This is a genomic window from Streptomyces sp. R-74717 (assembly GCF_047305335.1).
GTDB classification, from domain to species: Bacteria; Actinomycetota; Actinomycetes; order Streptomycetales; family Streptomycetaceae; genus Streptomyces; species Streptomyces atratus.
Window position 1 is genome coordinate 5,007,709 of record NZ_CP102361.1, and the last position, 22,238, is coordinate 5,029,946.

Here is a 22,238-nt window from a genome sequence, read left to right on the forward strand (position 1 = left end):
GATTCACCCATTCGGCAGGTGTTGCGTTCGACCGACGGGCCGGCCGACGGCGCCGTCCTCCTCAGCCGGCGTTCTGTTCCTCGGCGAGGATCCGGCCCAGGGCCTCTTCCAGGTTGCCCTCGAAGTCACCCAGCGTGCACTCCTGCCCGAGCGGCACGAGTTTGTCCGTCCGGTCGAGGAAGGCCACAAGTGGTGCCGTACCGGCCCTGAAGAGGGCGCGATCCGCACCCACCTGAAGTCGGATATGTACATCGGACAGCCCCTCGGGCTCCGTGGGCCCGATATGCACATCACCGTCGCCACTGGGGCTGTTGAGGCCGTCGAGCAGCAGCTCACGGCCGAATGCCCAGGTGACGGGGGCGTCGCCGGGCAGATGGAAGGTCATCCGGATCGCATACGGATCGCACACTTCGTACCGGAGCTCCACCGGGATCCGGAAAGAGAGTTCCTCGGAGACGAGGAAGCTCATCATGACCTCAGCTTGAACCGACTCGCGCATCGTCCAACCCCGCAGTAGATGAATCTGGCCAGGAATGATCCCCCATGGCCCTATTGACGCCATCGTGGTGCACGCGATAGCAGATCACAAGGAGTGATTTTTCAGATACTGATAGAGAACACGAACGAGCGCAAGAGACTGGCCACTTCGCCACGTAGTTGTTCGACTGCGGGGAGCAACCGATCTTCCTGCTCCAGGGGCACTGAAATCGCCATCGCGGCGGCAGTGAATCCGGCCGTGATCGGGATGGCTGCGCAGACAGTCCCCAAGGCATACTCCTGTCGTTCGATGACAGGTTCCATTCGTTCCAACGACCGCAATCGTTCAAGAAACGCCGAGCGGTCCCTCACCGAGTAGCGGGTCAGCGGCCGCACAGGGTGCCGGTCCAGATGGTCCTCGCGGGCCTTCTCGTCGAGCTGGCTCAGCAGACACTGACCGATCGCATGAGCGTGCCCGGTCTCCCGGAAGGATGCCCACTCGTCCACCGCGGGTGTGGCGGGGTTGTCGGCGACCGCGATGAGTTCGATCTCACCCTCGCGGTAGACGGCGCAGTACACCGGTACGCCGATGATGTCGCACCAGCGGCTCAGCGACTCGGTCATTCTGCTGCGACGATTCTGTAGCGAACCCTCGTCGACCAGGCGCTCAGCGGCGGTCCCGAAGAGGAACACGCCGTTCTCCCGGCGCAGATAGCCCTCATGGGTCAGGGTGCGCAGCAGATGGTAGGCGGTGGGGAGGGGAAGGCCCGCTTCCCTGGCCAACTGTTTCGCGGGCGCCCCGTCTCGATGGGCGCCCACAGCTTCCAGCAGCCTCAGCGCTCGCTGGACCGAACCGATCAACGTCGGGACAGCAGTGCTCGATGCCGTGGTCAACGGTCACCCCCAGGCATGGTGACGGGCGGTCAGCCCACCTGTGGGGGCCGCCCCCACAGGCCGCCGCATGACTGGGGTCCGGAGGCCGAACGCCGTACAAACCACTGGTCAGGGTGGTAACGGACAGTAAATTCCCAGGTGGTGGCAGCGGACTGTCACCATATCGGCCACATACGCAAAGGGCGTCGTTTCGTCTTGCACTTAGCTCAGCTGGGCTAATCCCCCGGTCGGCTTCCGACCGTCCTACCAGTCGCCGCGCGAGGAAGAGGACGACATGAACTTGCGTACGACGAAGACGAGTCCGCCGACCAGGATCACGAAGACCAGAACCTTGAAGAGCAGACCGATCACGAACCCGACCACGCTGGCGATCAGACCGCCGAACACGACGATCGCGATGACCGGCACCGCGATCCACTTCACCCACCAGGGCATCCCCGCGAATATCTCCCGCACGGCCATTGTCCTTGCCTCGCCTCCGTGAGTTCCTGTTTCGATACCTCGATGCTAGAGGCGCAAAGGGGGCCGGCGGGGGTTCCACAGCCCTTGAAGTCCCCTGATCGACCCCTTAGGGATCCCTGAGACCGGAGCCCGGTGCTCCTCAGGAGTGGCTCAGCTCTCCGGCGGGGAGAAAACCACCATGACCCGCAGGTCCTCGGTGATGTGGTGGAACTTGTGGGCAACACCGGCAGGTACGTACACCACGCTCCCTCTGCCCACCTGCGTCGTTTCCATGCCGACTGTGATCGAGGCGCGGCCGCTGACGATGAAGTAGACCTCGTCCTCCTTGTGCGGCTGCTGCGGGTCGAGTTCGCCGGCATCCAGTGCGTACAAGCCGACGGACATGTTCCGTTCCTTCACGAACTGCAGATACGCACCATCGTTGGCAGCCCGTTCCGCTTCCAGTTCGTCCAGTCTGAATGCCTTCATGGCCCGTCCGCCCCTTGCCTCTGTCCTGCCGGTGTCCGCCACCGATCATGTCTGCCACGATCAGACACATGAAGAATTTCGTAGTCAAGACGATCGCCAACGCAGGTGCGCTGGCCGTGGCCATCTGGCTGCTCCAGGACATCACGCTGAACGGCGGCAGCACCGGGCGCAAGGCGCTCACGCTGATCGTGGTCGCCCTGCTCTTCGGCCTGGTGAACTTTGTGGTCAAGCCGATCGTGAAGCTGCTCACGCTGCCGCTCTTCATCCTCACGCTGGGGCTTATCACCTTGGTCGTCAACGCGCTCATGCTGATGCTGACCTCCTGGCTGGCCGGTCAGTTCAACCTGAGCTTCCATGTCGACGGCTTCTGGACCGCCGTGCTCGGCGGTCTGATCATCTCGATCGTGTCGTGGGCGCTGAACGTAGTCCTGCCCGACGAGGACTGACCCGACATCTACTGAAACAGTGCAGGTCGGACCGGTGTCACACCGGGGGGATAAGTGAGGAAGCGGTATGAGCACCATGGGTGACGGAACCCGGGCGGTACGGGCCGGGCTGCCCGAACCGGAGCAGTTCGAGCCCACCCTGCCCGGACCGGTCTTCGCCGCGCACTTCCATCTCTCCGGTGAACCGACCGGTCCGTACACCTACGGCCGGGACACCAATCCGACCTGGACGCATCTGGAACGCGCCATCGGCGAGCTGGAGGCGCCGGGAGAGCCGGTCGAGACCACGGTCTTCGCCTCCGGGATGGCGGCGGTCTCGGCCGTACTGCTGTCCCAGGCGCGTACCGGCGATGTGGTCGTGCTGCCGGATGACGGATATCAGGCGCTGCCGCTGGTGCGTGAACAACTGGAGGCGTACGGCGTCGAGGTCCGGACCGCGCCGACCGGCGGCGATGCCCAGCTGGCGGTCCTCCAAGGCGCCAAGCTGCTGTGGATCGAGACCCCGTCCAATCCTGGGCTCGATGTCTGCGACGTACGCCGGCTCGTCGAGGCCGCACACGCGGCCGGCACGCTGGTGGCTGTCGACAACACCCTCGCCACACCGCTCGGCCAGCGCCCGCTGGAACTGGGGGCCGACTTCTCTGTGGCCAGTGACACCAAGGGCATGACCGGGCACGGCGACATCCTGCTCGGCCATGTGACCTGCCGCGATTCCGAGCTGGCAGCGGGTGTACGGCGCTGGCGCAAGGTCGTCGGCGCGATTCCGGGACCGATGGAGGCCTGGCTCGCGCACCGTTCGCTGGCCACGCTGGAGCTGCGGATCGATCGGCAGTGCGCCACCGCCCTGACGCTGGCCGAGGCACTGGGCAAGCGTCAGGAGGTGACCGGGCTGCGGTACCCCGGCCTGCCTACCGATCCTTCGTATCCGAACGCCGCGCGTCAGATGAGGCGCTTCGGCTCCGTGGTGTCGTTCGTACTGCCCGACCGCGAGCAGGCCGAGCGCTTCCTGACCGAGCTGCGGCTGGTCGACGACGCGACGAGTTTCGGCGGCGTGCGCTCCACCGCCGAGCGGCGGGCACGCTGGGGTGGTGACGCCGTGCCGGACGGTTTCATCCGATTCTCGGTCGGCGCCGAGAGCCCGGACGACCTGGTGGCCGACGTGGAACGGGCACTGGACGCGGCGCTGGGCAAGAGTTGATGCAACCGGTGGTACGGACGGTCCGAGCCTCCCCCCTCGTGGCTCGGGCCGCCCCGGTTCCACACATGAAGAACCGCTTGAACAAGGCTAATTGACTCTCCGTCAGTGTCCAATCACGGTAGCGACAGCGACCTATCGACATATTTATAGTTGTACGGGTCCGAAGCGGCGCGAGGGTGGGAGGGGCAGGACATGGACCTGGCCCTGTTGCGCACATTCGTCACGGTGCACCGGTCCGGTTCCTTCACCAGGGCTGCTGCCCTGCTCGGCCTCTCTCAGCCCGCGGTCACCTCGCAGATCCGCACCCTGGAGCGGCAGCTGGGCCGCCCGCTCTTCCTGCGCAGGGCCCGCGGCGTGACCCCGACGACCATCGGCGACGAACTCGCGCACCGGGCGGCGCCCCATCTGGACGCGCTGATCGAGATCGCCGAGACCGAGCTCGATGAGGAGTCGGGCGTACGGACACTGCATCTGGCCGGGCCACCCGAGTTCACCTCGATGCGTGCCCTGCCGGCGCTCACCCCTCTCATCGCCCAGGGCCTGGCTCTGCGCAGTTCGTTCTTCACCAGCGCCGAGGAGACGCTGGAGGGACTGGCCGCCGGACATCATGATCTGGCCATTACGACGGCCCGTCCGCGCGGTGGGCTACTCACCGCGACTCCGCTCTGCGACGAAGAACATGTGCTGATCGCCGCGCCGCGCTGGGCCGGGCGCCTGGGGCCCGGAACCTTGCGGCACAAGGGGCCTGCGGTGCTGGACCAGTTGCCAGTCGTGGAGGTGCACGAGAGCCTGCCGCTCGTCTCCCGCTACTGGGCCGCCGTCTTCGACAGCCGGCCCGCCGCTACGGGAGCCGTCATCGCGCCGGATCTCCGGGCGGTCCTGGAGTGCACGGCAGCGGGCGCCGGACTCGCCGTGCTGCCGCGCTATCTGTGCGAGGGGGCGCTGGAACGGGGCGAGGTGGTGGCGCTCCTCGACCCTCCCGTGCCTCCGCTGCGCACGTATTTCGTGGCCGTGCGGACCGGTACGGCCGCGCTGCCGCACATCGCGCGGGCGCACGAGTGGCTGCTGCGCGCTGCCGCCGGCTGGTGAGCGCAGGACGGTCCGGCGCGGGTCAGGTGTTTCAGAACCGGTTCCGTGGGCCACTCTCTTGCCATGACCGAACGTCCTGTGGTCAAGCGCACCGCACGCGCCATCCTGCTCGACGGCAACGACCTCATCCTCATCAAGCGCACCAAGCCCGGGGTGGATCCGTACTGGCTCACGCCGGGTGGCGGGGTCGAACCCGAGGACGCAACCGTCGTCGACGCCCTGCACCGTGAGGTGGACGAGGAGCTCGGCGCCAAGATCACCGATGTGGTTCCCTGTTTCGTCGACACCGTGGAGCACATCGAGGGCGGCGGAGTGAAGGGCGTCAAAGTGCAGCACTTCTTCGTCTGCCGGCTGGAGTCGATGGACCTGTCCCGGCGCCACGGCCCCGAGATCGAGGATCCTTGCGGGGAGTACGACGTCGTACGGGTGCCGTTCAGCCGGATGGGGATCGCTGCCGTTCATCTCGTACCGCTGTCGCTGCGGCACTACCTGGACGGCAATATCGAGGGCGTACGGGCGATGCACGCGCCCGACCTGGGCTGACCGGCCGCCGCTTCCGGATCGGGGCTGACAGCCACCTCTTCCTGGGACAGCGCTGACGGCTGCCGCTCCCGGGTTCAGTCGGGGCCGGCGGTCGCCAGTTCCTCGACGCAGTCGTGCCGGATGCGCTCGGCCGGCATGCCGATGCCCCTGAGCACATCCACGCTGCTGCGGATCATGCCGGGCGGGCCCGAGAGATAGGCGTCGTACTCGTGCCACGGGCCGCACTGGCGCACGGCCTCGGGCAACAGCCCCTTCAGACCGCCCTCCGTTCCCGGGCCGGTGGAGACCACCGGCCGCACCTCGAGCCAGGGATAGGTCTTCTGGAGCCGCATCATCGTGTCGATGTCGTACAGGTCGTGACCGCTGCGTGCCCCGTAGAAGACCTCCACGGGACGCCGGTCGCCATGCTCCGCAACGTCCTCGACGAGCGCCTTGATGGGCCCGATCCCCGTGCCGCCACCCAGGCAGAGCAGACCGGTGTGGGTGGAGTGGTCGACCGTCATCGAGCCCTTGGGCGGGCCGAGGCGCAGGATGTCGCCGGGCCGGGCCCGGTGCACCAGGGCGTTGGAGACCCAGCCGGCCGGTACCGCCTTGATGTGGAAGGTGAGCAGACCGTCCGGGCGGGGCGCCGAGGCGAAGGAATAGTGGCGCCAGTTCCGGGGCCACCACGGGGTCTCCATCGCCGCGTACTGGCCTGCGAGGAAGGGGTAGGCCTGGTCGGGACGGACCGTGAGGATCGCTATATCGCGGGTTCTGAGGTCGTGGGAGACAACCTCGGCGTGCCACCGGGCGGGAGCCCGCTGCTCATCCTCGGCGGCCGCATCGATCATGATCTGCGATATCGCGGTGTAGGCACGGACCCACGCCGCCTCGGTCTCCGCGTCCCAAGTGGTGGTCGCGTAGCGGCTCAGCGCGCCAAGGAGCGCCTCACCCACAGCGGGATAGTGCGCAGGCAGTGTGCCGTACTTGCGGTGCCCCCGGCCCAGTTCGCCGAGATACTCGGCCAGCGCATCGGGGTCGTCCAGCCGGTCCGCCGCGGTGAGGATCGCGCGAAGAAGACGGTCGCGCTGGACATCCATCGCGACCGGAAAAAGGGCGCGCAGATCGGGGTGCCGAATGAAGAGCAGGGCGTAGAAGTACGAGGTTGCCTGATCCGCGACGGGCGAGATCTCGGTCAGGGTGCGGTGGATCAGGGTCGCGTCGGGAGACCTGTCCGTTCCGTCTTCGGTCCACCCGGTGGCCGGAGCATCCATACTGTGCCTCGCCTCGAACGTCTTCTGGTCGCCTTGCTCACCCGCACACGGCCCGCGGCCCTTGTCTGCGGGCGTAGCCGAGTCCTGCTTGCAGTCGCCGACGGGCTCCTGCCCGTGTCCCTCACCCCAGCATGCCTTGCTACGAACGCAGACCGGACAAATAGCGGGAAGTCCGGGTATCCGAACCGGTTTTCCCGTTACGCTCCTTCGCCTCATGACCGAGCCGTGAATCCACAACAGTCGCTCATATCAGCATCAGCGGGGCACTTTGCACCAACCGACCCAGCCGAGAAGACCGCAGAGGTGGGCGCACCAACTCGCCTCACCGGCAAGGCCGCAGAAGGGTGAGCACTGTACGCCGAGGCGAGTACGCGTGGTTACTCCCGCTGTCAGACGCCCGATTACCTCATTCCCGGCACCGTGTTTCACGTGAAACCACTCAAACGCTCCGCTCGCCGCAGCCTTCTCGTCGCGCATGTCGCGGTATCCGTGAGCTGGCTGGGACTGACCGTCGGACTGCTGACGCTCGGAATCACGGCATTCCTCACCGGCGACCCCACCACCGCGCAGTCCGCCACCCGCGCCATGAAGATCTTCGGAGACTGGCTGGTCGTCCCGGTCGCCCTGCTCTCCCTGCTCAGCGGCCTCGTCCTGGCTCTCGGTACGCCTTGGGGACTGGCCAGGCACCGGTGGGTCTGGACGAAGTTCTGGCTCACCCTGATCACTGCGACACTGTCGATCTTCTCGTTGCGCCCCGGCATCAACGAGGCGGCGACGCGTGGCGCTGTCGATATCGACCTGGTGGTCGCTCCGTCGGTGGCGACGGCAACGTATCTGTTCATCACCGCGGTATCAGTGCTGAAGCCCTGGGGATTGACCCGGCGCGGCCGACGGCTGCGCCGCCTGGCCGGAGCCGGTAAAGGAGTGGACGAGCGATCAACGCATCGGACAGCCTGACCTTCATGCTCACCCCTCTGCCCCGCTCGCTCGTCGAATTGCCTGTCCGGCGTCTCACCCTGGGTGACCTGGTCGCCTGCGCCGATCTCTGCAAGGACCGCGGATGGCCACGCGATGAGCACAGATGGGGTCTGCTCCTCGCCGCAGGAACCGGCTATGGCATGGACGATCCCGGGGGCAAAGGCCTGGTGGCCGCTTGTGTGGTGACCTCCTACGGCCCACGACTGGCTGCCATCGGCATGCTGCTCGTCGCCGAACGATATGCGCGGCAGGGAGTCGCCCGCCGCCTGATGCGCCATGTGATCGACGAAGCCGCAGGCATCCCCCTCAGCCTGTATGCCACATCCGCGGGACAACCGCTCTACGAACAGCTCGGCTTCACGGTTGTGGGCCGCGTCGAGCGGGTCACCGGGTTCTTCCGGCCGACCAGCGACAGAGCGTCCGCTGTGACCGTCCGCCCGGCCACAGCGGAGGACCTGCAAGCCATGGTCCGGCTGGACACGGACGTCTTCGGCTCCGACCGGACGCATGTCCTCGCCCGGCTGCCCGCGTATGCCGACCACATCCGGGTCGCGGAAGACGACGGAAAGCTCGTCGGTTACGCAGCGACCTGGCCGAGCGCTCATACGCATGTGGTCGGCCCGCTCATCGCGCCCGACACCGAAACCGCTCAGGCACTCGTCACGTCGCTCGCAGAGGCGACGGATCTACCGTTGCGCGCGGACATCGACGCGCGCCATGCGGAGCTGCTCGACTGGTTCAAGGAGTGCGGTCTGCAGAGAAGCTCCAAAACCACGGTGATGACGTATGGAACCTCGGACCTGCCGGGCGACTGGACCCGTCGCTACGCTCCACTGACCGTAGCGACGGGCTGACCCACGCGGCTTTGGACTCACCGAGCGTGGGCGGCGCGAGCGTCAGGCGAGAGCCTTCACGGCAGCTGTCGCGAAGCCGTGGTCCTGGTCGGGAGCACCTCCGCCAACGCCGATGGAGCCGATGAGCCGGCCGTCGCGGTGGACCGGGACACCACCGGCGATGAAGAGCAGCGGCCGGTCGAGGGCGGTCGGCAGGGTGTGGAAGAGCCCGCCCGGCTGGACCGCGTCGACAAGGTCGGCGGTGGGGGCGTTGAGCTGAAGGGCCGTGTATGCCTTGCGGGTGCTGGTCTCACCCGCGATGAGGACGGCCCGGTCGTCCCGCCGGAAGGCCAGCAGATGGCCGCCCGCGTCGAGGATCGTGACGGCAACGGGGACACCGGCGGCTTCCGCGGCGCTGCGGGCCGCTTCGATGAGCGCTTCGGCGTCCGGGGTGGTCAGCGGAGCGACGGCAACAGTGGTGGTGCTCATGGGGGTGTCTCCTTGGTGCGATGTGGTGCTGCGTGTGAGGGGAGTGGTGTGAGGAGAGTCAGCGCTGGGGCGCGGGGGCCGCGAGCGGTTCAGGGCTGTGCTGGGCGACGAGTCGGCCCGGGGAGACCGCGCCGCGGCGTTCCAGAACGCTGGAGACGACCGCGAGGACCAGGGCGGAGGCGGCCAGAGCGGCGCCGACCCAGTTGGGTGCCGTGTAGCCGAGGCCGGCTGCGATGACGAGGCCACCGAGCCATGCCGACAGCGCGTTGCCGAGGTTGAAGGCACCGATGTTGACGGCGGAGGCGAGGGTCGGAGCACCCGCTGCCTGGTCGAGCACCCGCTTCTGCAGCGGCGGCACTGTGGCGAAGCCCAGGCCCCCGATCAGCACGATGGTGACGGCCGCTGCGATCTTGTTGTGTGCGGTCAGGGTGAACAGGGCCAGAACCACGGCGAGGGCACCGAGCGAGACGTACAGCATCGGCATCAGATGACGGTCGGCGAACTTGCCGCCGAGCAGATTGCCGCCCACCATGCCCAGACCGAAGAGCACCAGGAGCCAGGTGACGGAGGACGCGGAGTATCCGGCGATCTCGGTCATCATCGGGGTGATGTAGGTGATCGCGGCGAAGACTCCGCCGAAGCCGAGCACGGTCATCGCCATGGCGAGCAGGACCTGCACGTTGCGGAACGCTGCCAGCTCGTGACGGAGCCGTACGCCCTCGGGGCGGGGCTGTTCGGGGACGAGCCTGGCCACACCGAGAAGGCCGATGACACCGAGCGCGGCGACGACGAAGAATGTGGTCCGCCAGCCGACGCTCTGTCCGATGTAGGTGCCCAGCGGCACGCCGACGACATTGGCGACGGTGAGGCCCGTGAACATCATGGCGATCGCGCCGGCCTTCTTCTGCGGGGCAACCAGATCGGCCGCCACGACCGATCCGATGCCGAAGAAGGCGCCATGGGCGAGCGAGGCGATCACGCGGCCGACGACCATCACGCCGAAGACCGGGGCGACGGCCGAGACCACGTTGCCCACGACGAACAGCCCCATCAGCAGCATGAGCATGCGTTTACGGGTGACGAGGGTGCCGAGGACCGTCATCAGCGGTGCGCCGAGGACGACACCGAGGGCGTATCCCGTGACGAGGAATCCTGCGGTCGGGATCGAGACCTGGAAGTCCGCAGCAACCTCGGGGAGCAACCCCATGATCACGAACTCGGTGGTTCCGATACCGAAAGCCCCAATGGCGAGGGCGAGGAGCGCGAGCGGCATGGGCTTCACCTTCCCTGAAGATTGCATCTGCGCCTTACGAGCGTCCACAATAATTGCAGGCGCCGACTAATTGCAAACGCGGGCTATTGCGGACGTCGCCTATCCTGGACGCAAGCAGCTCCGAGACGGAGGAGAGACCCATGACAGCTACAGACCCCGCACTGACCGCCCTCTCCCAGGGCTGGTGCGCCCTCTCCTTGCTTCACGGGAAGATCGAGGCCCGTATCGAGCGGGCGCTGCAGGCCGGGCACGGTCTCAGCGTGCGGGAGTACTCCCTGCTCGACGTCCTGAGCAGGCAGCACAACGGCCCCGGCGGCCATCTCCAGATGAAGCAGGTCGCGGACGCCGTCGTGCTCAGCCAGAGCGCCACCACCCGCCTGGTCACACGCCTCGAGGACCGCGGACTGCTGACCCGGTATCTCTGCGACACCGATCGCCGCGGCATCTACACCGATGTCACCGAGGCCGGCCTCACCCTGCTCGCCGAAGCCCGGCCGACCAATGACACCGCGCTGCGCGCCGCACTCGACGAAGCCGCCAAGAATCCCGAGCTGGCCCCACTCGTCAGGGCGGTCGAAGATCTGAAGGCCCCCGCACAGGTCGCGTGAGCCGCTGCGCAGCCGCTGAGAGTTCCCCGAGCAGGCCGGGTGATTCCCCGCGCCGTCCACGTGATCTGCGTACTCTGCCGATCATGAGCGATCTGGAAATACGCCCCGCGGCACTCGCCGACATCCCCGCGATCGTGGCCATGCTCGCCGACGATCCGCTGGGTGCACAGCGTGAGTCGCCGGACGACCTCACCCCTTACCGCGCCGCATTCCGGCGGCTGGCCGACGACCCGAACCAGCACGTGGTCGTCGCCGTGCGCGAGGGCCGCGTCGTCGGAACCCTGCAGCTGACGGTGATCCCTGGACTCTCCCGGCGCGGCTCGACCCGCTCGGTCATCGAAGGCGTCCGTATCCACGCCGACGAGCGCGGCAGCGGCCTCGGCACCCAGCTGATCGAATGGGCCGTGGACGAATCCCGGCGCCAGGAATGCCAGTTGGTCCAGTTGACGTCCGATGCAAGCCGGACCGATGCTCATCGTTTCTACGAGCGGCTGGGTTTCACCGCCAGCCACGTGGGCTTCAAGCTCGCGCTCTGATCGCAGTCCGGAGTCCGAGGGGTTGTCCGTGCACCGCATCAGTGACGAACAGCGCAGGATCAGGCTCGGGCGGCGACTCTGGTCCGGCAACTCTCCATGCGCAACACCCTCTTCGTCGTATCGCAGGAACTCGCCCCGTACGTCGACGCGTCCAACGCCCGGGCCGTGGCCGTCAAGGAACGCCGCACCTTCCTCAGTCATCTGGCGGACGACGGCAATGGACTGGACGAGCGCTGGCTCGCCGACACCGGACGGAAGACCCTTGCCGCCCTGGCGGCCCGCGGTCCTGCCACCGGCGGCGAGCTCTTCGCCGCCGTGGCTGACCTGCGTACCAAGATCACAGTCTTTCCCGGCAAGAAGTACGAGGGAGTGCAGGGCGTAGCCTCCCGTGTCATCCGGATCCTGGCAGCCGGAGGCCGCATCCGCTGTCCTGCCGGAGGACCTGGAGCCGGAACCGGCCCTGGAACCCTGGGCCGCACTGCTTCCGGCACTCGACCCCAGCGCGATGGGCTGGGCCGATCGCAGATTCCACCTCCCTGACGAGCATCGGAAGGCGCTCTTCGACCGGTCCGGCAATATCGGCCCGACAGTGTGGCGGAACGGCGAGATCGTGGGCGGCTGGGCACAGCGAGCCGATGGTGAGCCGGTCTGGCGGCGGCTGTCCGACATCGGCAGGGATGCCACCACCGTGGTCGAGGCGGAAGCATCCCGGCTGTCGCAATGGGTGGGCCAAGCACGGATCACTCCACGCTTCCGTACCCCACTGGAACGGGAGTTGACGGCCTGAGTCGGCCGCCCCCTCCCGTTTCACGTGAAACGTGCTCAGCCCCCGAGGCCTCGCCACCCGCCCTCGTCCACACCGCCGGGAACGGCCGCCGTGGCGTCGTACGGCTCCCGTGTGAAGACGAAGGAACCCAGGTCGAGATGGTTCACGCTGCCGTCGCCGTTCCGGACGATACGCAGCGTCTCCCCCGCGTAATAGCCGTTGAGACCGACCCAGGTGCCGTCGGGCTGTGCGATGAATCGGGCGCTGCGGCCATTGCCGCGCAGGGGCTGAAGGTCCAGCCCACCGTCCGGAGTCAGTCGCAGGATGTTCGTGTTTGTGCCCCAGTACCAGGGACCGGTCAGCGCGAGCAGTGCCGCGTCCGCCTCGGGCAGCGGGCGCCAGGGCTCCGGAATGCGGGGCTCGGCCTCGGCGACGATCTTTACGAGGTCGGCGGCAACACCGCCGACCATCAGCCCCGACGTGGTGTTGGTGAGAACGACGGCCGCCACATCGTCCTCGACGCTGACCCACAGGGCGGCCAGGAAGCCGGGCAGCGAGCCTGTGTGCCCGAAGAGCGTGCGGCCGTCCCTCCGTACGAGCTGGAGACCCAGGCCGTAATGGGACTCCCAGTCACCGGACTCGGTCGGCGCGGACGGTTCGCGCATCTGTTTCACGGAGGCGGCACAGAGCACCCGGTCGTCCCCCTCTGCGAGAAAGGCCGCGAAGCGGAGAAGGTCGCTGGCGGTGGACCAGAGCTGGCCGGCCGGGGCCATCAGTCCGAGATCCTCGGTCGGCTCGGGCAGCATGACATCCGCCCAGGGATGCACGGCCCAGCCGCCTGCGTGCGGCGTCTGCGGCTGGGGGCTCGTGCGGTGCATGCCCAGCGGTTCCAGGATCTCGCACCGAAGCACCTCGGCCCAGCTCGCCCCGCGTACCTTCTCGACCAGCGCGCCCAGCAGTGTGTAGCCAGGGTTCGAGTAGTGGTGCCGGCGGCCCGGAGTGTGCAACTGCGTCTGCTCACCCAGTACATCGGCAAGTTCGGGCCGCAGCGTTCCCGGCGTCCTCTCCCACCAGGGTGCGGGCGCCTCGGCTCCCAGTCCCGCGCTGTGGCCCAGGAGTTGGTGGACAGTGACTCCACCGACGCCCATGCCGGGCAGATGCTTTTCCAGCGGGTCGTCCAGATCCAGAAGTCCCTCGTCGCGCAGCCGCAGGACCAGCACTGCCGTGAAGGTTTTGGTGATTGAGCCGATCCTGAACTGGGTGCCTGCGTCAGGGTCATGGCCGTCCACGCAGCTGCGGGAGCCGCTCCAGACGATCTGTCCCTGTCTCTGCACTGCGGCGACGAGCGAGGGTGCCCGGCCTTCCGACTGTGCGGTGGCGATGCGGTGCAGCAGAGCGCGCTGCGTACCGGGGAGCAACTGTTCAGATGCGGAGGTCATGCTCAACAACTACCCGCCGAACCCGAGCTGTGGCGAGCGCATTTCACAGCATCTGGACCGCATCCCGCCATCGCCAGCAGCGGCCGGTCAGCATGTCCGGCTATAGGCTCTGACCAGGACGCCGTTGTCGAAGACACGAACCGAGTCCAGCGCGAACACGGTGGGCGCGAAATCCGATCCGAACATCGGCATGCCCGATCCGTAGACCAGCGGATACGTCTTGATCACCAGCTCGTCGATCTCGTCGATCAGCTCTCCGGCGAGCTGGGAGCCACCGCAGAGCCAGATCCCGAGCTCGCTGTCCTCCGCCTTGAGTTCCCGGACCCTTGCGACCACGTCGTCGGAGACGAGCTCGACATTCGGGTCGGGCGACTCCTTGAGGGTCCGCGAAGCGACGATCTCGCGCAGCTGGGCGTACGGACTGGTGATGTTGACGTCCAGCGCCAGTTGATAGCTGGCCCGCCCCTGGATCACGGTGTCGAACTGCTGGTTCTCGACGCCGTGAAAGCCGAGCAGCTTGCGGCCCTCGGTCGAAATCGTCTCCGGGTACTGCGTTTTCAGGAACTCAAGGAACTCCTCGTTCACGAACTGATGCATGGACGACGCGTCACCGCTCGGGTCTCCGATGAAACCGTCGATGGAGCAGGCGATGAAGTAGGTCAGCTTGCGCACAGGATCCCCGTTCCGTTGCGGCGTATCCGAGCCACAACCACTTCAACTAGAGTGCTTCATGTGTAGTGGTTATGCAATCCCTTTCCGCGAAAGAGCCGAAGAAGATCAAGGAAGGCATACGCATGGTCAGGAACCCCGAGCGCAGAACAGCGCTCGTCGATGCCGCCATCGAAGTACTGGCGGACGAGGGCGCGCGAGGGCTCACGTTCCGCGCGGTCGATGCACGCGCCGGCGTCCCGGTGGGCACGTCGTCCAACTACTTCGCCAACCGTGACGACCTGTTCATGCAGGCGGCCGCCCGTATCACCGTCCGAATGACACCGGACCCGGCCAAGGTCGAGGAGGCCATGCGCCCGACGCCCTCGCGTGAGCTGGTCGCCGACCTGATGCGATGGCTGGTGCAGCGCATGGAGGACGACCGCACCGGCTACCTCGCCATGCTGGAACTCCGCCTGGAGGCCACTCGCCGACCGGCGCTCCGCAACCGGCTGACGCGGCCTCTCCGTGCCAACTTCGACGAGAGCGCCCGGTTCCACCAGGAGGCGGGCCTGCCGGGCGATGCGGACGCTTTCCTGGTGCTCTACCTGGCCATGACGGGCCTGCTGCTGGAGCACTTCACGCTGCCTGGCGTTCTCATCGGCCCCGAGAACGGTCTCCAGGCCGAAGCCACCTTGAACCGGCTGGTGGGGACGGTGGTCACGCGCGTGATTCCGCCGTCCTGAACCCGTCCCGCACCGGTCGTCCGGGACCGGGAAACTCCGCAGTACGGCTGGCCTGCGGTTCTTCAGTCTGTCTCACGTGATGCCATGGTGGGTTCGACATCCTTACGGCATCGGCCGTGAGATCACGACATGGTGCGTGAGACCCCGCAGGACCGCCTGTAGGGTCTCAAATCGCGTGACATGTTGATCTCAGCTGACCAGCGGATTCCTGGGTTGCCTCAAGGGATGTGATGCGGCTGGAATCTCAGTTCCGTGGCATTTCTTCAGTTTCCGCGCGCTTTGGTGATGTTGCGTCGTCTCAACGCGTCAGCGCCGACCTGGCGCTATGGGCGGTACCGGTCCGGTCCTTCGGCCGCGCGTCACCTTGAGATGCGGGCTTCAATTTGAGATGCGGGCTTCAATGCCGTCGAGCAGGAAGTCGAGGCCGATCCGGAAGGTGTGGTCGGCGTCCAGGTGGGCGGCATCGCGCACCACCGTGGCCAGCGCGGGGAATCGGCCGGTGGCGAAGGTCCGCTCCAGATAGGGCCCAAGTGAGGCCTGCCAACGCTTCTCGTCCATCCCGGTGGCCCGCTCGGCACGCCGCTCGGCGACCTCCCGACGCACCGCGCCGATCGCGTACGCGTTGACTGCGGCGACCACCGGCATGATGGCGTCCACGTCGACGCCGCCCAGTGCGGCCACCACAGTCTCCCCACTGGCCAGCGCGTGCGGCCCGAGCTGGGGTCGGCCACCCAGTAGATCGGCGAGCCATTCGTGCTCGTGAGCGGCGTGCCGAGTGGCTTCGGCAAGAGACCGGAGCACCTCCCGCCAGCCGTCTCCGACCGGCCGGATCTCGGCGTGGACGGCGTCGACCATGAGGTCGAGCAACTCCTCCTTGCTGGCGATGTAGCCGTACAGCCGCATCGGACGGACGTCCAGCGCAGTGGCGACCTTGCGCAGCGACACCGCGTCCAGGCCGTCCGCGTCGGCCAGCTGGATCGCCGCTCGCACGATCCGCTCCCGGCTCAACGGGGCCGGCACGGGTCGATTCGGTGGCTCCGGCCTCTCCCACACCAACATGCCGCTAACAATACATCGCATCGGACGATACGGTGTATCGGTCAGTACGGCGTATCGAAGGGGAAGCAACCGTGACCATTGCCATCGTCGGAGCGGGCCTCGGCGGCCTGGCTCTCGCCCGTGTGCTGCACGTGAACGGCATAGATTCCGTCGTGTATGAACGTGAATCGTCACGCGATGCGCGCGGTCAGGGCGGCATGCTCGACATCCACTCCGGCCAGCGGGCGCTGCGCGAGGCCGGTCTGATCGACCAGTTCTACGCGATTGCCCGTGGTGAAGGCCAGGACATGCGCCTTCTCGAGCCGGATGGCACCCTGCTGCTCCAGGAGGACACGCCCGACGACGCCCCGCTTGAGCGACCCGAGGTCGACCGCGCCGATCTGCGCAGCCTGCTGCTGGATTCCCTCCCCGAAGACGTGGTGCACTGGGGGCACGCGTTCAAATCCGCCGACAACGGCCTGCTGCACTTCGCCGACGGCAGCAGTGCGACGTATGACCTGCTGGTCGGCGCGGACGGCGCGCAATCCCGGGTCCGCGCGCTGCTTACTGACGCCCGCCCGGCGCATATAGGCCAGAACGTCGTCGAGGTCGACATTCCCGACATCGACCGCACGCACCCCGACCTCGCGGCGATGGTCGGGCGCGGCAACTACTGGGTGCTCGGCAACGGACTATCCCTGGCGGCGCAGCGCAACGGCGACGGCCGCGTTCGCATCGGCCTCAGCTTCTATAACACCGCCGAGGACTGGTTCGCTACCAGCGGGATCCCATTCGACGACCCGGCCGCCGCCCGGGCGCGGCTGATCGACCTGCTCCCCGGCTGGGACTCACGGTTCACCGCGCTGATCGCGGCCTGCGACGACACGATCGTGCCGCGGTCGATCACCACTCTCCCGGTCGGCCTGACCTGGCCGTCGACGCCAGGCGTCACGCTGCTCGGCGATGCCGCGCACCTGATGCCGCCGGTGGGAGAAGGCGCCAACATGGCGCTGCTCGACGGCGCCCTGCTCGGTCTCGCGCTGGCCGCGCACCCGGACGACTTTCCCGCCGCCGTCAAAGAATACGAACGCGAGATGTTCGAACGCACCAGCGCTGCCGCCCGGATGTCCGCGGACATGCAGGAATTGCTGACGTCGCCGGACGCCGCCCAGAAAATGCTCGCATTCTTCCAACCTGGCTGAAGGTAACCAAATACGACCAGGAAACCGGTCGTCCAGCCAGCGCGATCACGGCCTCCACCGCGGTCTCCACCCACGGGTCAGCGACCGCGATCTTCGACTTCCGCGTCGGTCCCTTCCGGGGAGCGAGCCCGGCTTCCCCGTGGCCCCGGAACTCTGCGATCCACCGTTTCAAGGTCCGCAAGCCCACGCCGAGTTCGGAGATCTTCGCCGCGTATCTGACCTCCAACGGCCTCTCCGGCGAGTACTCGGAACGAGGTTCCCCGTCGCGTGCGAGTTCGGGGCTGCCGGACCGATACCCCGTCAGCACCTCGCGAACGTGCTCAGCTCGTTCCAGGACCTTCCGCTTCTCCGGCTCGGCAAGCTGCCCGAGAACTACGGAGGCGATCTCGCCCTCGTCGTCCGCCGACGGCCCCGGACCGTCAGGACTGATCACAGCGCGGTCGGAGAACAGCAGTTCCTTGAGCGACAGCCGCAGAAGCCGCCCGTGACCATCCTTCAAGACCACTTCGTTGCCCGCCGCGGTCGCAGCCATCTCCATCACCTCGACGGTCTCCCCGTCGTAGCGGAAGCACGTACCGACTCCGACTCGAGCCGCCGCCCTGCTCACGCTGCCCTCCTCAGAATGTGCTGAAGGCCGAGCGGCCGGTCGAGATCGGTGACGAGAGCCTATGTCCAGAGCAAGTGGTGTACGGCGGCGCGGACTTGAGACTCCGGATGGCTCGGCAGACACCCCGTGACTTGTCCCAGAAGAAGCCCATCGAGATCCGCATCCGGAGCTCTTCCGGAGCATCATCGCTGAACAGCCAGTCCCTGCGGTAACCCGCCAGGAACCGAATGTTCCCCGGCTCCACGGCCGGAGGCTCGCTCCAGACCTCGTACTTCCATCCGCGCGATTCCACCGCCCGCCGGGTCCAGTCGAAGGTGAACGCCACCTCCGGCTTGGCCAACCGATGCAACGGCTTGACGTCGAAAACCACCGGCACCCGCCCGGTGAGCAGGAGATGGTCCGGAATGTGCCGACGCACCTTCCCCTCCAGCACCGTCTTGAGCAGGAAGGGCTGGGCCACGATGCCGCGTACGGACGGATCGAAGTCGGCAAAGAGCAAGCGCGACAGTTCCAGGCGCGACTCGTAGATCACGTGGTCGCGCATCGTCGCCGACCAGCAGGTACCAGAGTAGTGCTTCTGGCCCTTGTACCAGCGGAACGTCCGCCACGGACAAGCCGACTGCAGAAGGTCGACAGGTGCCGTACTCCAGTCTCGGTCCTCCACGAGAACACCACGCTGCTGACGGACGCTCACCGTCGCAGCGACACTGCCCATCGCACACCCCCGGCCCACGGGCGATGACCCGCGCAGCCAAGGGTGTCAGCGGAACATCGGTGGGCGGAGCGGGCCGGAATCCCTGTCACCCAAAAGGGTGGACGCTTCGACCAGCGAGTCTCACAAAGACGGCATAAGTGCCACCGATGTGCCATCGGAGCTGAGATTGTGCCGCGAAATTTGAGACCCTACGCCGCCCACTCAGGTCTGTGCCATGTCCACGAAACGCGAGTAGTGGCCCTGGAAGGCCACGGTGATCGTCGCCGTCGGGCCGTTACGGTGCTTGGCGACGATCAGGTCGGCCTCGCCGGCGCGGGGGGACTCCTTCTCGTAGGCATCCTCGCGGTGCAGCAGGATCACCATGTCGGCGTCCTGCTCGATGGATCCGGATTCACGCAGGTCGGAGACCATCGGTTTCTTGTCCGTGCGCTGCTCGGGGCCACGGTTCAGCTGGGAGAGCGCGATGACCGGGAGCTGCAGCTCCTTCGCGAGCAGCTTGAGGTTTCGGGACATGTCCGAGACCTCCTGCTGGCGGCTCTCGGCACGCTTCGAGCCGCCGGACTGCATCAGCTGCAGATAGTCGATGACCACGAGCTTGAGGTCGTTGCGCTGCTTGAGCCGACGGCACTTCGCCCGGATCTCCATCATGGAGAGGTTCGGGGAGTCGTCGATGTAGAGGGGGGCGGCCGAGACATCCGGCATCCGGCGGGCCAGGCGCGTCCAGTCCTCGTCGGTCATGGTGCCGGAACGCATGTGGTGCAGCGCCACTCGTGCCTCGGCCGAGAGCAGTCGCATCGCGATCTCGTTGCGCCCCATTTCGAGGGAGAAGATCACGCTGGGCAGGTTGCTCTTGATCGAACAGGCCCGCGCGAAATCCAGCGCCAGAGTGGACTTACCCATGGCCGGACGGGCCGCGATGACGACCATCTGGCCCGGGTGCAGGCCGTTCGTCAGGGCGTCGAGGTCGGTGAAGCCGGTCGGCACCCCGGTCATCTCACCGCTGCGCGAACCGATCGCCTCGATCTCGTCGAGAGCGCCTTCCATGATGTCGCCGAGCGGCAGGTAGTCCTCGCTGGTGCGCTGCTCGGTGACGGCATAGATCTCGGCCTGCGCGGAGTTCACGATGTCGTCTACGTCGCCGTCGGCCGCGTATCCCATTTGCGTGATCTTCGTCCCGGCTTCGACGAGCCGCCTGAGGACCGCCCGTTCGTGGACGATCTCCGCGTAGTACGAAGCATTGGCCGCGGTCGGCACGGACTGGACGAGGGTGTGCAGATACGGAGCTCCGCCCACCTTGGTGATCTCGCCGCGTTTGACCAGTTCGGCCGCCACCGTGATCGGGTCGGCCGGCTCCCCCTTGGCATAGAGGTCGAGGATCGCTTGGTAGACGGTCTCGTGGGCGGGGCGGTAGAAGTCGTGTCCCTTGATGATTTCCACGACGTCGGCGATGGCGTCCTTGGACAGGAGCATGCCGCCGAGGACCGACTGCTCGGCATCGAGGTCCTGGGGCGGCACCCGCTCGAAACCGGGGGAACCGCCCTCCCACCCGCCGCTCTCCCTGCCGCGTTCATGCTGCTCGCCGCGGTCCCGGCCCTCGCCGCGGCGCTGGCGGGAAACGGGCAGACGGTCGCTGGGACCGGTGTCGGCCCAGGGGTCGTCCAAAGGCTCGGAAATGCTCACCGGGCCACCTCCTCCCGTCCGCTCCGCGGACCTCGCCATGCCACTCTTTCTTACGGCACAGCACCGACAAACAAGACGCCCGACTCCGGTTCCGGCACGTCGAGTTCTGCGGGGTTCCAGGGCCGGAACGGGGTGCGGGCGCCGGACCACGGTAGGCCGCTCAGCACCGTCAGCCAATCTGGTTATCCACAGGGCATGTGGACGACGGACCAGATGCTGTGGAGAACTCTGCAGAACCTGTGCACGGAGCGGGGGACAGCACTGTGGACAAACTCATAGCGCCCACACGATCAAGGCCCTGACCTGGAGTTTCTCCGTCCACGGGCTGTGGGGGAGAAAAACTTTCCCAGTCAGCACAAGATCACGACAAACGGCGCACGGGAGAATGCCGAGTGGCAACAAATGTAAGGACTACACAGGCATTGCATCCATTACCTGTGGAAGATTAGATTGGCCCTCGTGATCCAGGCCCCGGCACCTCTGCCGCCCAGTCGTCGACGGCACGACCGCGAGATCATCTCGCTGGCCGTCCCTGCCTTCGGCGCGCTCGTCGCCGAGCCGCTCTTCGTGATGGTCGACAGTGCCATCGTCGGCCATCTCGGCACATCGCAGCTGGCCGGCCTGGCCGTCGCCGCAGCCCTGTTGACCACCGCCGTCAGCGTCTTCGTCTTTCTCGCGTACGCCACCACCGCGGCAGTGGCGAGGCGGGTCGGAGCGGGCGATCTGGCCTCCGCGATCCGGCAGGGCATGGACGGCATCTGGCTGGCCCTACTGCTCGGCATCTTCGTCGTCGCCATCACGCTCCCCACAGCGCCCTGGCTCGTGGACGTCTTCGGTGCCTCCGAGACCGCTGCCCCCTACGCCACCACATATCTGAGGATCTCCAGCCTCGGCATCCCGGCCATGCTCGTGGTGATGGCCGCGACCGGTGTACTCCGTGGCCTGCAGGACACCCGAACCCCGCTCTATGTCGCCCTCGGAGGCTTCGCGGCCAACGGAGCCCTCAATGCAGGACTCGTCTACGGCGCCGGGCTCGGCATCGCCGGATCGGCCTGGGGCACGGTGATCGCACAGATCGCCATGGCCGCCGCTTATCTCATCGTGGTGGTACGGGGAGCACGTCGGCACGGCGCCTCGCTGCGGCCCGACGCCGAAGGCATCAAGGCCAGCGCCCAGGCAGGCGTTCCGCTGCTGGTCCGTACGCTGTCGCTCCGTGCCGTGCTGATGACCGCCACAGCCGTCGCCGCCCGCCTCGGCGACACCGAGATCGCCGCGCACCAGATCATCCTCTCCCTCTGGAACCTGATGGCCTTCGCCCTCGACGCCATCGCCATTGCAGGGCAGGCCATCATCGGCCGCTACCTGGGAGCCGATGACGCCAAGGGCGCACGCGAGGCATGCCGCCGCATGGTGCAGTGGGGCAGCGCTTCCGGGGTGGCGTTCGGGGCACTGATCATCCTTGCCCGGCCGTTGTTCGTACCCCTGTTCACCGGCGACCAGTCCGTTCAGGACACGCTGTTCCCGGCACTGCTTGTGGTGGCGCTGTCCCAGCCGATCGCTGGCGTGGTCTTCGTCCTGGACGGAGTGCTGATGGGTGCCGGAGACGGGCGGTATTTGGCCTGGGCCATGCTCGTCACTCTGGCCCTCTTCGCCCCGGTCGCCCTGCTGGTGCCGGCGTTCGGCGGCGGCCTGACCGCGCTGTGGTGGGCGATGGCCCTGATGATGACCGTCCGCATGGTGACGCTCTGGCTGCGCACCCGATCGGGCAAGTGGATCGTCACCGGAGCCACCCACTGATCCACCGGCCGGAGCCCCGTTTCACGTGAAACAGCAAAGGGCCGTACCCCACG

At 67.0% G+C, this 22,238-nt stretch carries 25 protein-coding genes; 13 read left to right on the top strand and 12 right to left on the bottom strand.

All coding sequences use genetic code 11. The features are described from left to right. Window positions 1-61: 61 nt before the first annotated feature. From NRF20_RS22825 to NRF20_RS22840, 4 genes are all read right to left on the bottom strand, one after another. Window positions 62-499 (bottom strand): SsgA family sporulation/cell division regulator, encoded by a 438-nt coding sequence (locus tag NRF20_RS22825; protein WP_114245561.1) that lies wholly within the window; start codon window positions 497-499, stop codon window positions 62-64. Between the two features lie 101 nt (window positions 500-600). Beyond that, window positions 601-1,371: an IclR family transcriptional regulator gene (locus NRF20_RS22830; protein WP_398628420.1), complete on the bottom strand. Its 771-nt coding sequence runs from the start codon at window positions 1,369-1,371 to the stop codon at window positions 601-603. 243 nt (window positions 1,372-1,614) lie between these two features. Next, on the bottom strand, window positions 1,615-1,827 hold the full coding sequence (locus tag NRF20_RS22835) for a DUF5326 family protein (RefSeq protein ID WP_114249160.1): 213 nt from the start codon (window positions 1,825-1,827) through the stop codon (window positions 1,615-1,617). A 156-nt stretch (window positions 1,828-1,983) separates the two neighbouring features. Further along, window positions 1,984-2,301, bottom strand: coding sequence for a cupin domain-containing protein (locus tag NRF20_RS22840; protein ID WP_114245560.1), 318 nt, complete (start codon window positions 2,299-2,301; stop codon window positions 1,984-1,986). A gap of 68 nt (window positions 2,302-2,369) precedes the next feature. Here NRF20_RS22840 and NRF20_RS22845 point away from each other — a divergent pair, with 68 nt between their 5' ends. The 4 genes from NRF20_RS22845 to NRF20_RS22860 all read left to right on the top strand — a co-directional run bounded on the left by NRF20_RS22845 (window position 2,370) and on the right by NRF20_RS22860 (window position 5,577). Then, a complete protein-coding gene (locus NRF20_RS22845; protein WP_114245559.1) occupies window positions 2,370-2,747 on the top strand; it encodes a phage holin family protein in 378 nt (125 codons plus the stop codon). Between the two features lie 67 nt (window positions 2,748-2,814). Next, the gene (locus NRF20_RS22850) at window positions 2,815-3,945 is read left to right on the top strand and encodes a cystathionine gamma-lyase (protein ID WP_398628419.1); all 1,131 of its coding nucleotides are present in this window, start codon (window positions 2,815-2,817) and stop codon (window positions 3,943-3,945) included. Between the two features lie 192 nt (window positions 3,946-4,137). Further along, entirely contained in the window at window positions 4,138-5,034 is an 897-nt protein-coding gene (locus tag NRF20_RS22855) for a LysR family transcriptional regulator (RefSeq protein ID WP_398628418.1), read from the top strand. Window positions 5,035-5,097: 63 nt separating this feature from the next. After that, window positions 5,098-5,577 (top strand): NUDIX domain-containing protein, encoded by a 480-nt coding sequence (locus tag NRF20_RS22860; protein WP_266359763.1) that lies wholly within the window; start codon window positions 5,098-5,100, stop codon window positions 5,575-5,577. A gap of 74 nt (window positions 5,578-5,651) precedes the next feature. Here the strand turns inward: NRF20_RS22860 and NRF20_RS22865 are convergent, their stop codons facing one another. Beyond that, window positions 5,652-7,046: a globin domain-containing protein gene (locus tag NRF20_RS22865; protein ID WP_413753198.1), complete on the bottom strand. Its 1,395-nt coding sequence runs from the start codon at window positions 7,044-7,046 to the stop codon at window positions 5,652-5,654. A gap of 213 nt (window positions 7,047-7,259) precedes the next feature. On the opposite strand from NRF20_RS22865, the gene NRF20_RS22870 reads away from it, so the two are divergent. Together NRF20_RS22870 and NRF20_RS22875 are read left to right on the top strand one after the other, a co-directional pair. Then, complete coding sequence (locus NRF20_RS22870) at window positions 7,260-7,787, top strand: DUF2269 domain-containing protein (protein ID WP_398628416.1); 528 nt, start codon at window positions 7,260-7,262, stop codon at window positions 7,785-7,787. A gap of 5 nt (window positions 7,788-7,792) precedes the next feature. Further along, window positions 7,793-8,662, top strand: coding sequence for a GNAT family N-acetyltransferase (locus tag NRF20_RS22875; RefSeq protein WP_413753199.1), 870 nt, complete (start codon window positions 7,793-7,795; stop codon window positions 8,660-8,662). Between the two features lie 42 nt (window positions 8,663-8,704). Here NRF20_RS22875 and NRF20_RS22880 read toward each other — a convergent pair whose 3' ends face one another. Both NRF20_RS22880 and NRF20_RS22885 read right to left on the bottom strand, forming a co-directional pair. Beyond that, entirely contained in the window at window positions 8,705-9,130 is a 426-nt protein-coding gene (locus NRF20_RS22880; RefSeq protein ID WP_398628414.1) for a heme-binding protein, read from the bottom strand. A gap of 58 nt (window positions 9,131-9,188) precedes the next feature. Further along, window positions 9,189-10,403 (bottom strand): MFS transporter, encoded by a 1,215-nt coding sequence (locus NRF20_RS22885; RefSeq protein ID WP_398628413.1) that lies wholly within the window; start codon window positions 10,401-10,403, stop codon window positions 9,189-9,191. Window positions 10,404-10,543: 140 nt separating this feature from the next. Here NRF20_RS22885 and NRF20_RS22890 point away from each other — a divergent pair, with 140 nt between their 5' ends. The 4 genes from NRF20_RS22890 to NRF20_RS22905 all read left to right on the top strand — a co-directional run bounded on the left by NRF20_RS22890 (window position 10,544) and on the right by NRF20_RS22905 (window position 12,334). Then, window positions 10,544-11,011 carry a MarR family winged helix-turn-helix transcriptional regulator gene (locus NRF20_RS22890; RefSeq protein ID WP_398628412.1) on the top strand — a complete coding sequence of 156 codons (468 nt, stop codon included), beginning with the start codon at window positions 10,544-10,546 and terminating at the stop codon, window positions 11,009-11,011. A gap of 83 nt (window positions 11,012-11,094) precedes the next feature. Beyond that, complete coding sequence (locus tag NRF20_RS22895; RefSeq protein WP_398628411.1) at window positions 11,095-11,547, top strand: GNAT family N-acetyltransferase; 453 nt, start codon at window positions 11,095-11,097, stop codon at window positions 11,545-11,547. Between the two features lie 96 nt (window positions 11,548-11,643). Beyond that, the gene (locus tag NRF20_RS22900; RefSeq protein ID WP_398628410.1) at window positions 11,644-12,087 is read left to right on the top strand and encodes a DNA glycosylase AlkZ-like family protein; all 444 of its coding nucleotides are present in this window, start codon (window positions 11,644-11,646) and stop codon (window positions 12,085-12,087) included. Continuing rightward, window positions 12,026-12,334 carry a DNA glycosylase AlkZ-like family protein gene (locus tag NRF20_RS22905; RefSeq protein ID WP_413754593.1) on the top strand — a complete coding sequence of 103 codons (309 nt, stop codon included), beginning with the start codon at window positions 12,026-12,028 and terminating at the stop codon, window positions 12,332-12,334. The genes NRF20_RS22900 and NRF20_RS22905 overlap by 62 nt, the downstream gene beginning before the upstream one ends. Before the next feature lie 35 nt (window positions 12,335-12,369). On the opposite strand, the gene NRF20_RS22910 is transcribed toward NRF20_RS22905, so the two are convergent. Continuing rightward, entirely contained in the window at window positions 12,370-13,752 is a 1,383-nt protein-coding gene (locus NRF20_RS22910; RefSeq protein WP_398628409.1) for a serine hydrolase domain-containing protein, read from the bottom strand. An 87-nt stretch (window positions 13,753-13,839) separates the two neighbouring features. Continuing rightward, window positions 13,840-14,424, bottom strand: a complete 585-nt coding sequence (locus tag NRF20_RS22915) for a dihydrofolate reductase family protein (protein WP_398628408.1) — start codon at window positions 14,422-14,424, stop codon at window positions 13,840-13,842. 122 nt (window positions 14,425-14,546) lie between these two features. On the opposite strand from NRF20_RS22915, the gene NRF20_RS22920 reads away from it, so the two are divergent. Further along, on the top strand, window positions 14,547-15,146 hold the full coding sequence (locus tag NRF20_RS22920) for a TetR/AcrR family transcriptional regulator (protein ID WP_398628407.1): 600 nt from the start codon (window positions 14,547-14,549) through the stop codon (window positions 15,144-15,146). Window positions 15,147-15,524: 378 nt separating this feature from the next. Here NRF20_RS22920 and NRF20_RS22925 read toward each other — a convergent pair whose 3' ends face one another. Then, the gene (locus tag NRF20_RS22925) at window positions 15,525-16,205 is read right to left on the bottom strand and encodes a TetR/AcrR family transcriptional regulator (protein ID WP_398628406.1); all 681 of its coding nucleotides are present in this window, start codon (window positions 16,203-16,205) and stop codon (window positions 15,525-15,527) included. Window positions 16,206-16,276: 71 nt separating this feature from the next. Between NRF20_RS22925 and NRF20_RS22930 the strand changes: the two genes are divergently transcribed. Further along, window positions 16,277-17,386, top strand: coding sequence for an FAD-dependent oxidoreductase (locus NRF20_RS22930; RefSeq protein WP_413753200.1), 1,110 nt, complete (start codon window positions 16,277-16,279; stop codon window positions 17,384-17,386). Between the two features lie 617 nt (window positions 17,387-18,003). Here the strand turns inward: NRF20_RS22930 and NRF20_RS22935 are convergent. Together NRF20_RS22935 and dnaB are read right to left on the bottom strand one after the other, a co-directional pair. Next, window positions 18,004-18,708 carry a TnsA-like heteromeric transposase endonuclease subunit gene (locus tag NRF20_RS22935; RefSeq protein ID WP_398628404.1) on the bottom strand — a complete coding sequence of 235 codons (705 nt, stop codon included), beginning with the start codon at window positions 18,706-18,708 and terminating at the stop codon, window positions 18,004-18,006. A 201-nt stretch (window positions 18,709-18,909) separates the two neighbouring features. Next, window positions 18,910-20,388 (bottom strand): replicative DNA helicase, encoded by a 1,479-nt coding sequence (dnaB, locus tag NRF20_RS22940; RefSeq protein WP_266359788.1) that lies wholly within the window; start codon window positions 20,386-20,388, stop codon window positions 18,910-18,912. Window positions 20,389-20,847: 459 nt separating this feature from the next. On the opposite strand from dnaB, the gene NRF20_RS22945 reads away from it, so the two are divergent. Then, the gene (locus tag NRF20_RS22945) at window positions 20,848-22,185 is read left to right on the top strand and encodes an MATE family efflux transporter (RefSeq protein WP_413753201.1); all 1,338 of its coding nucleotides are present in this window, start codon (window positions 20,848-20,850) and stop codon (window positions 22,183-22,185) included. Window positions 22,186-22,238: the final 53 nt, after the last annotated feature.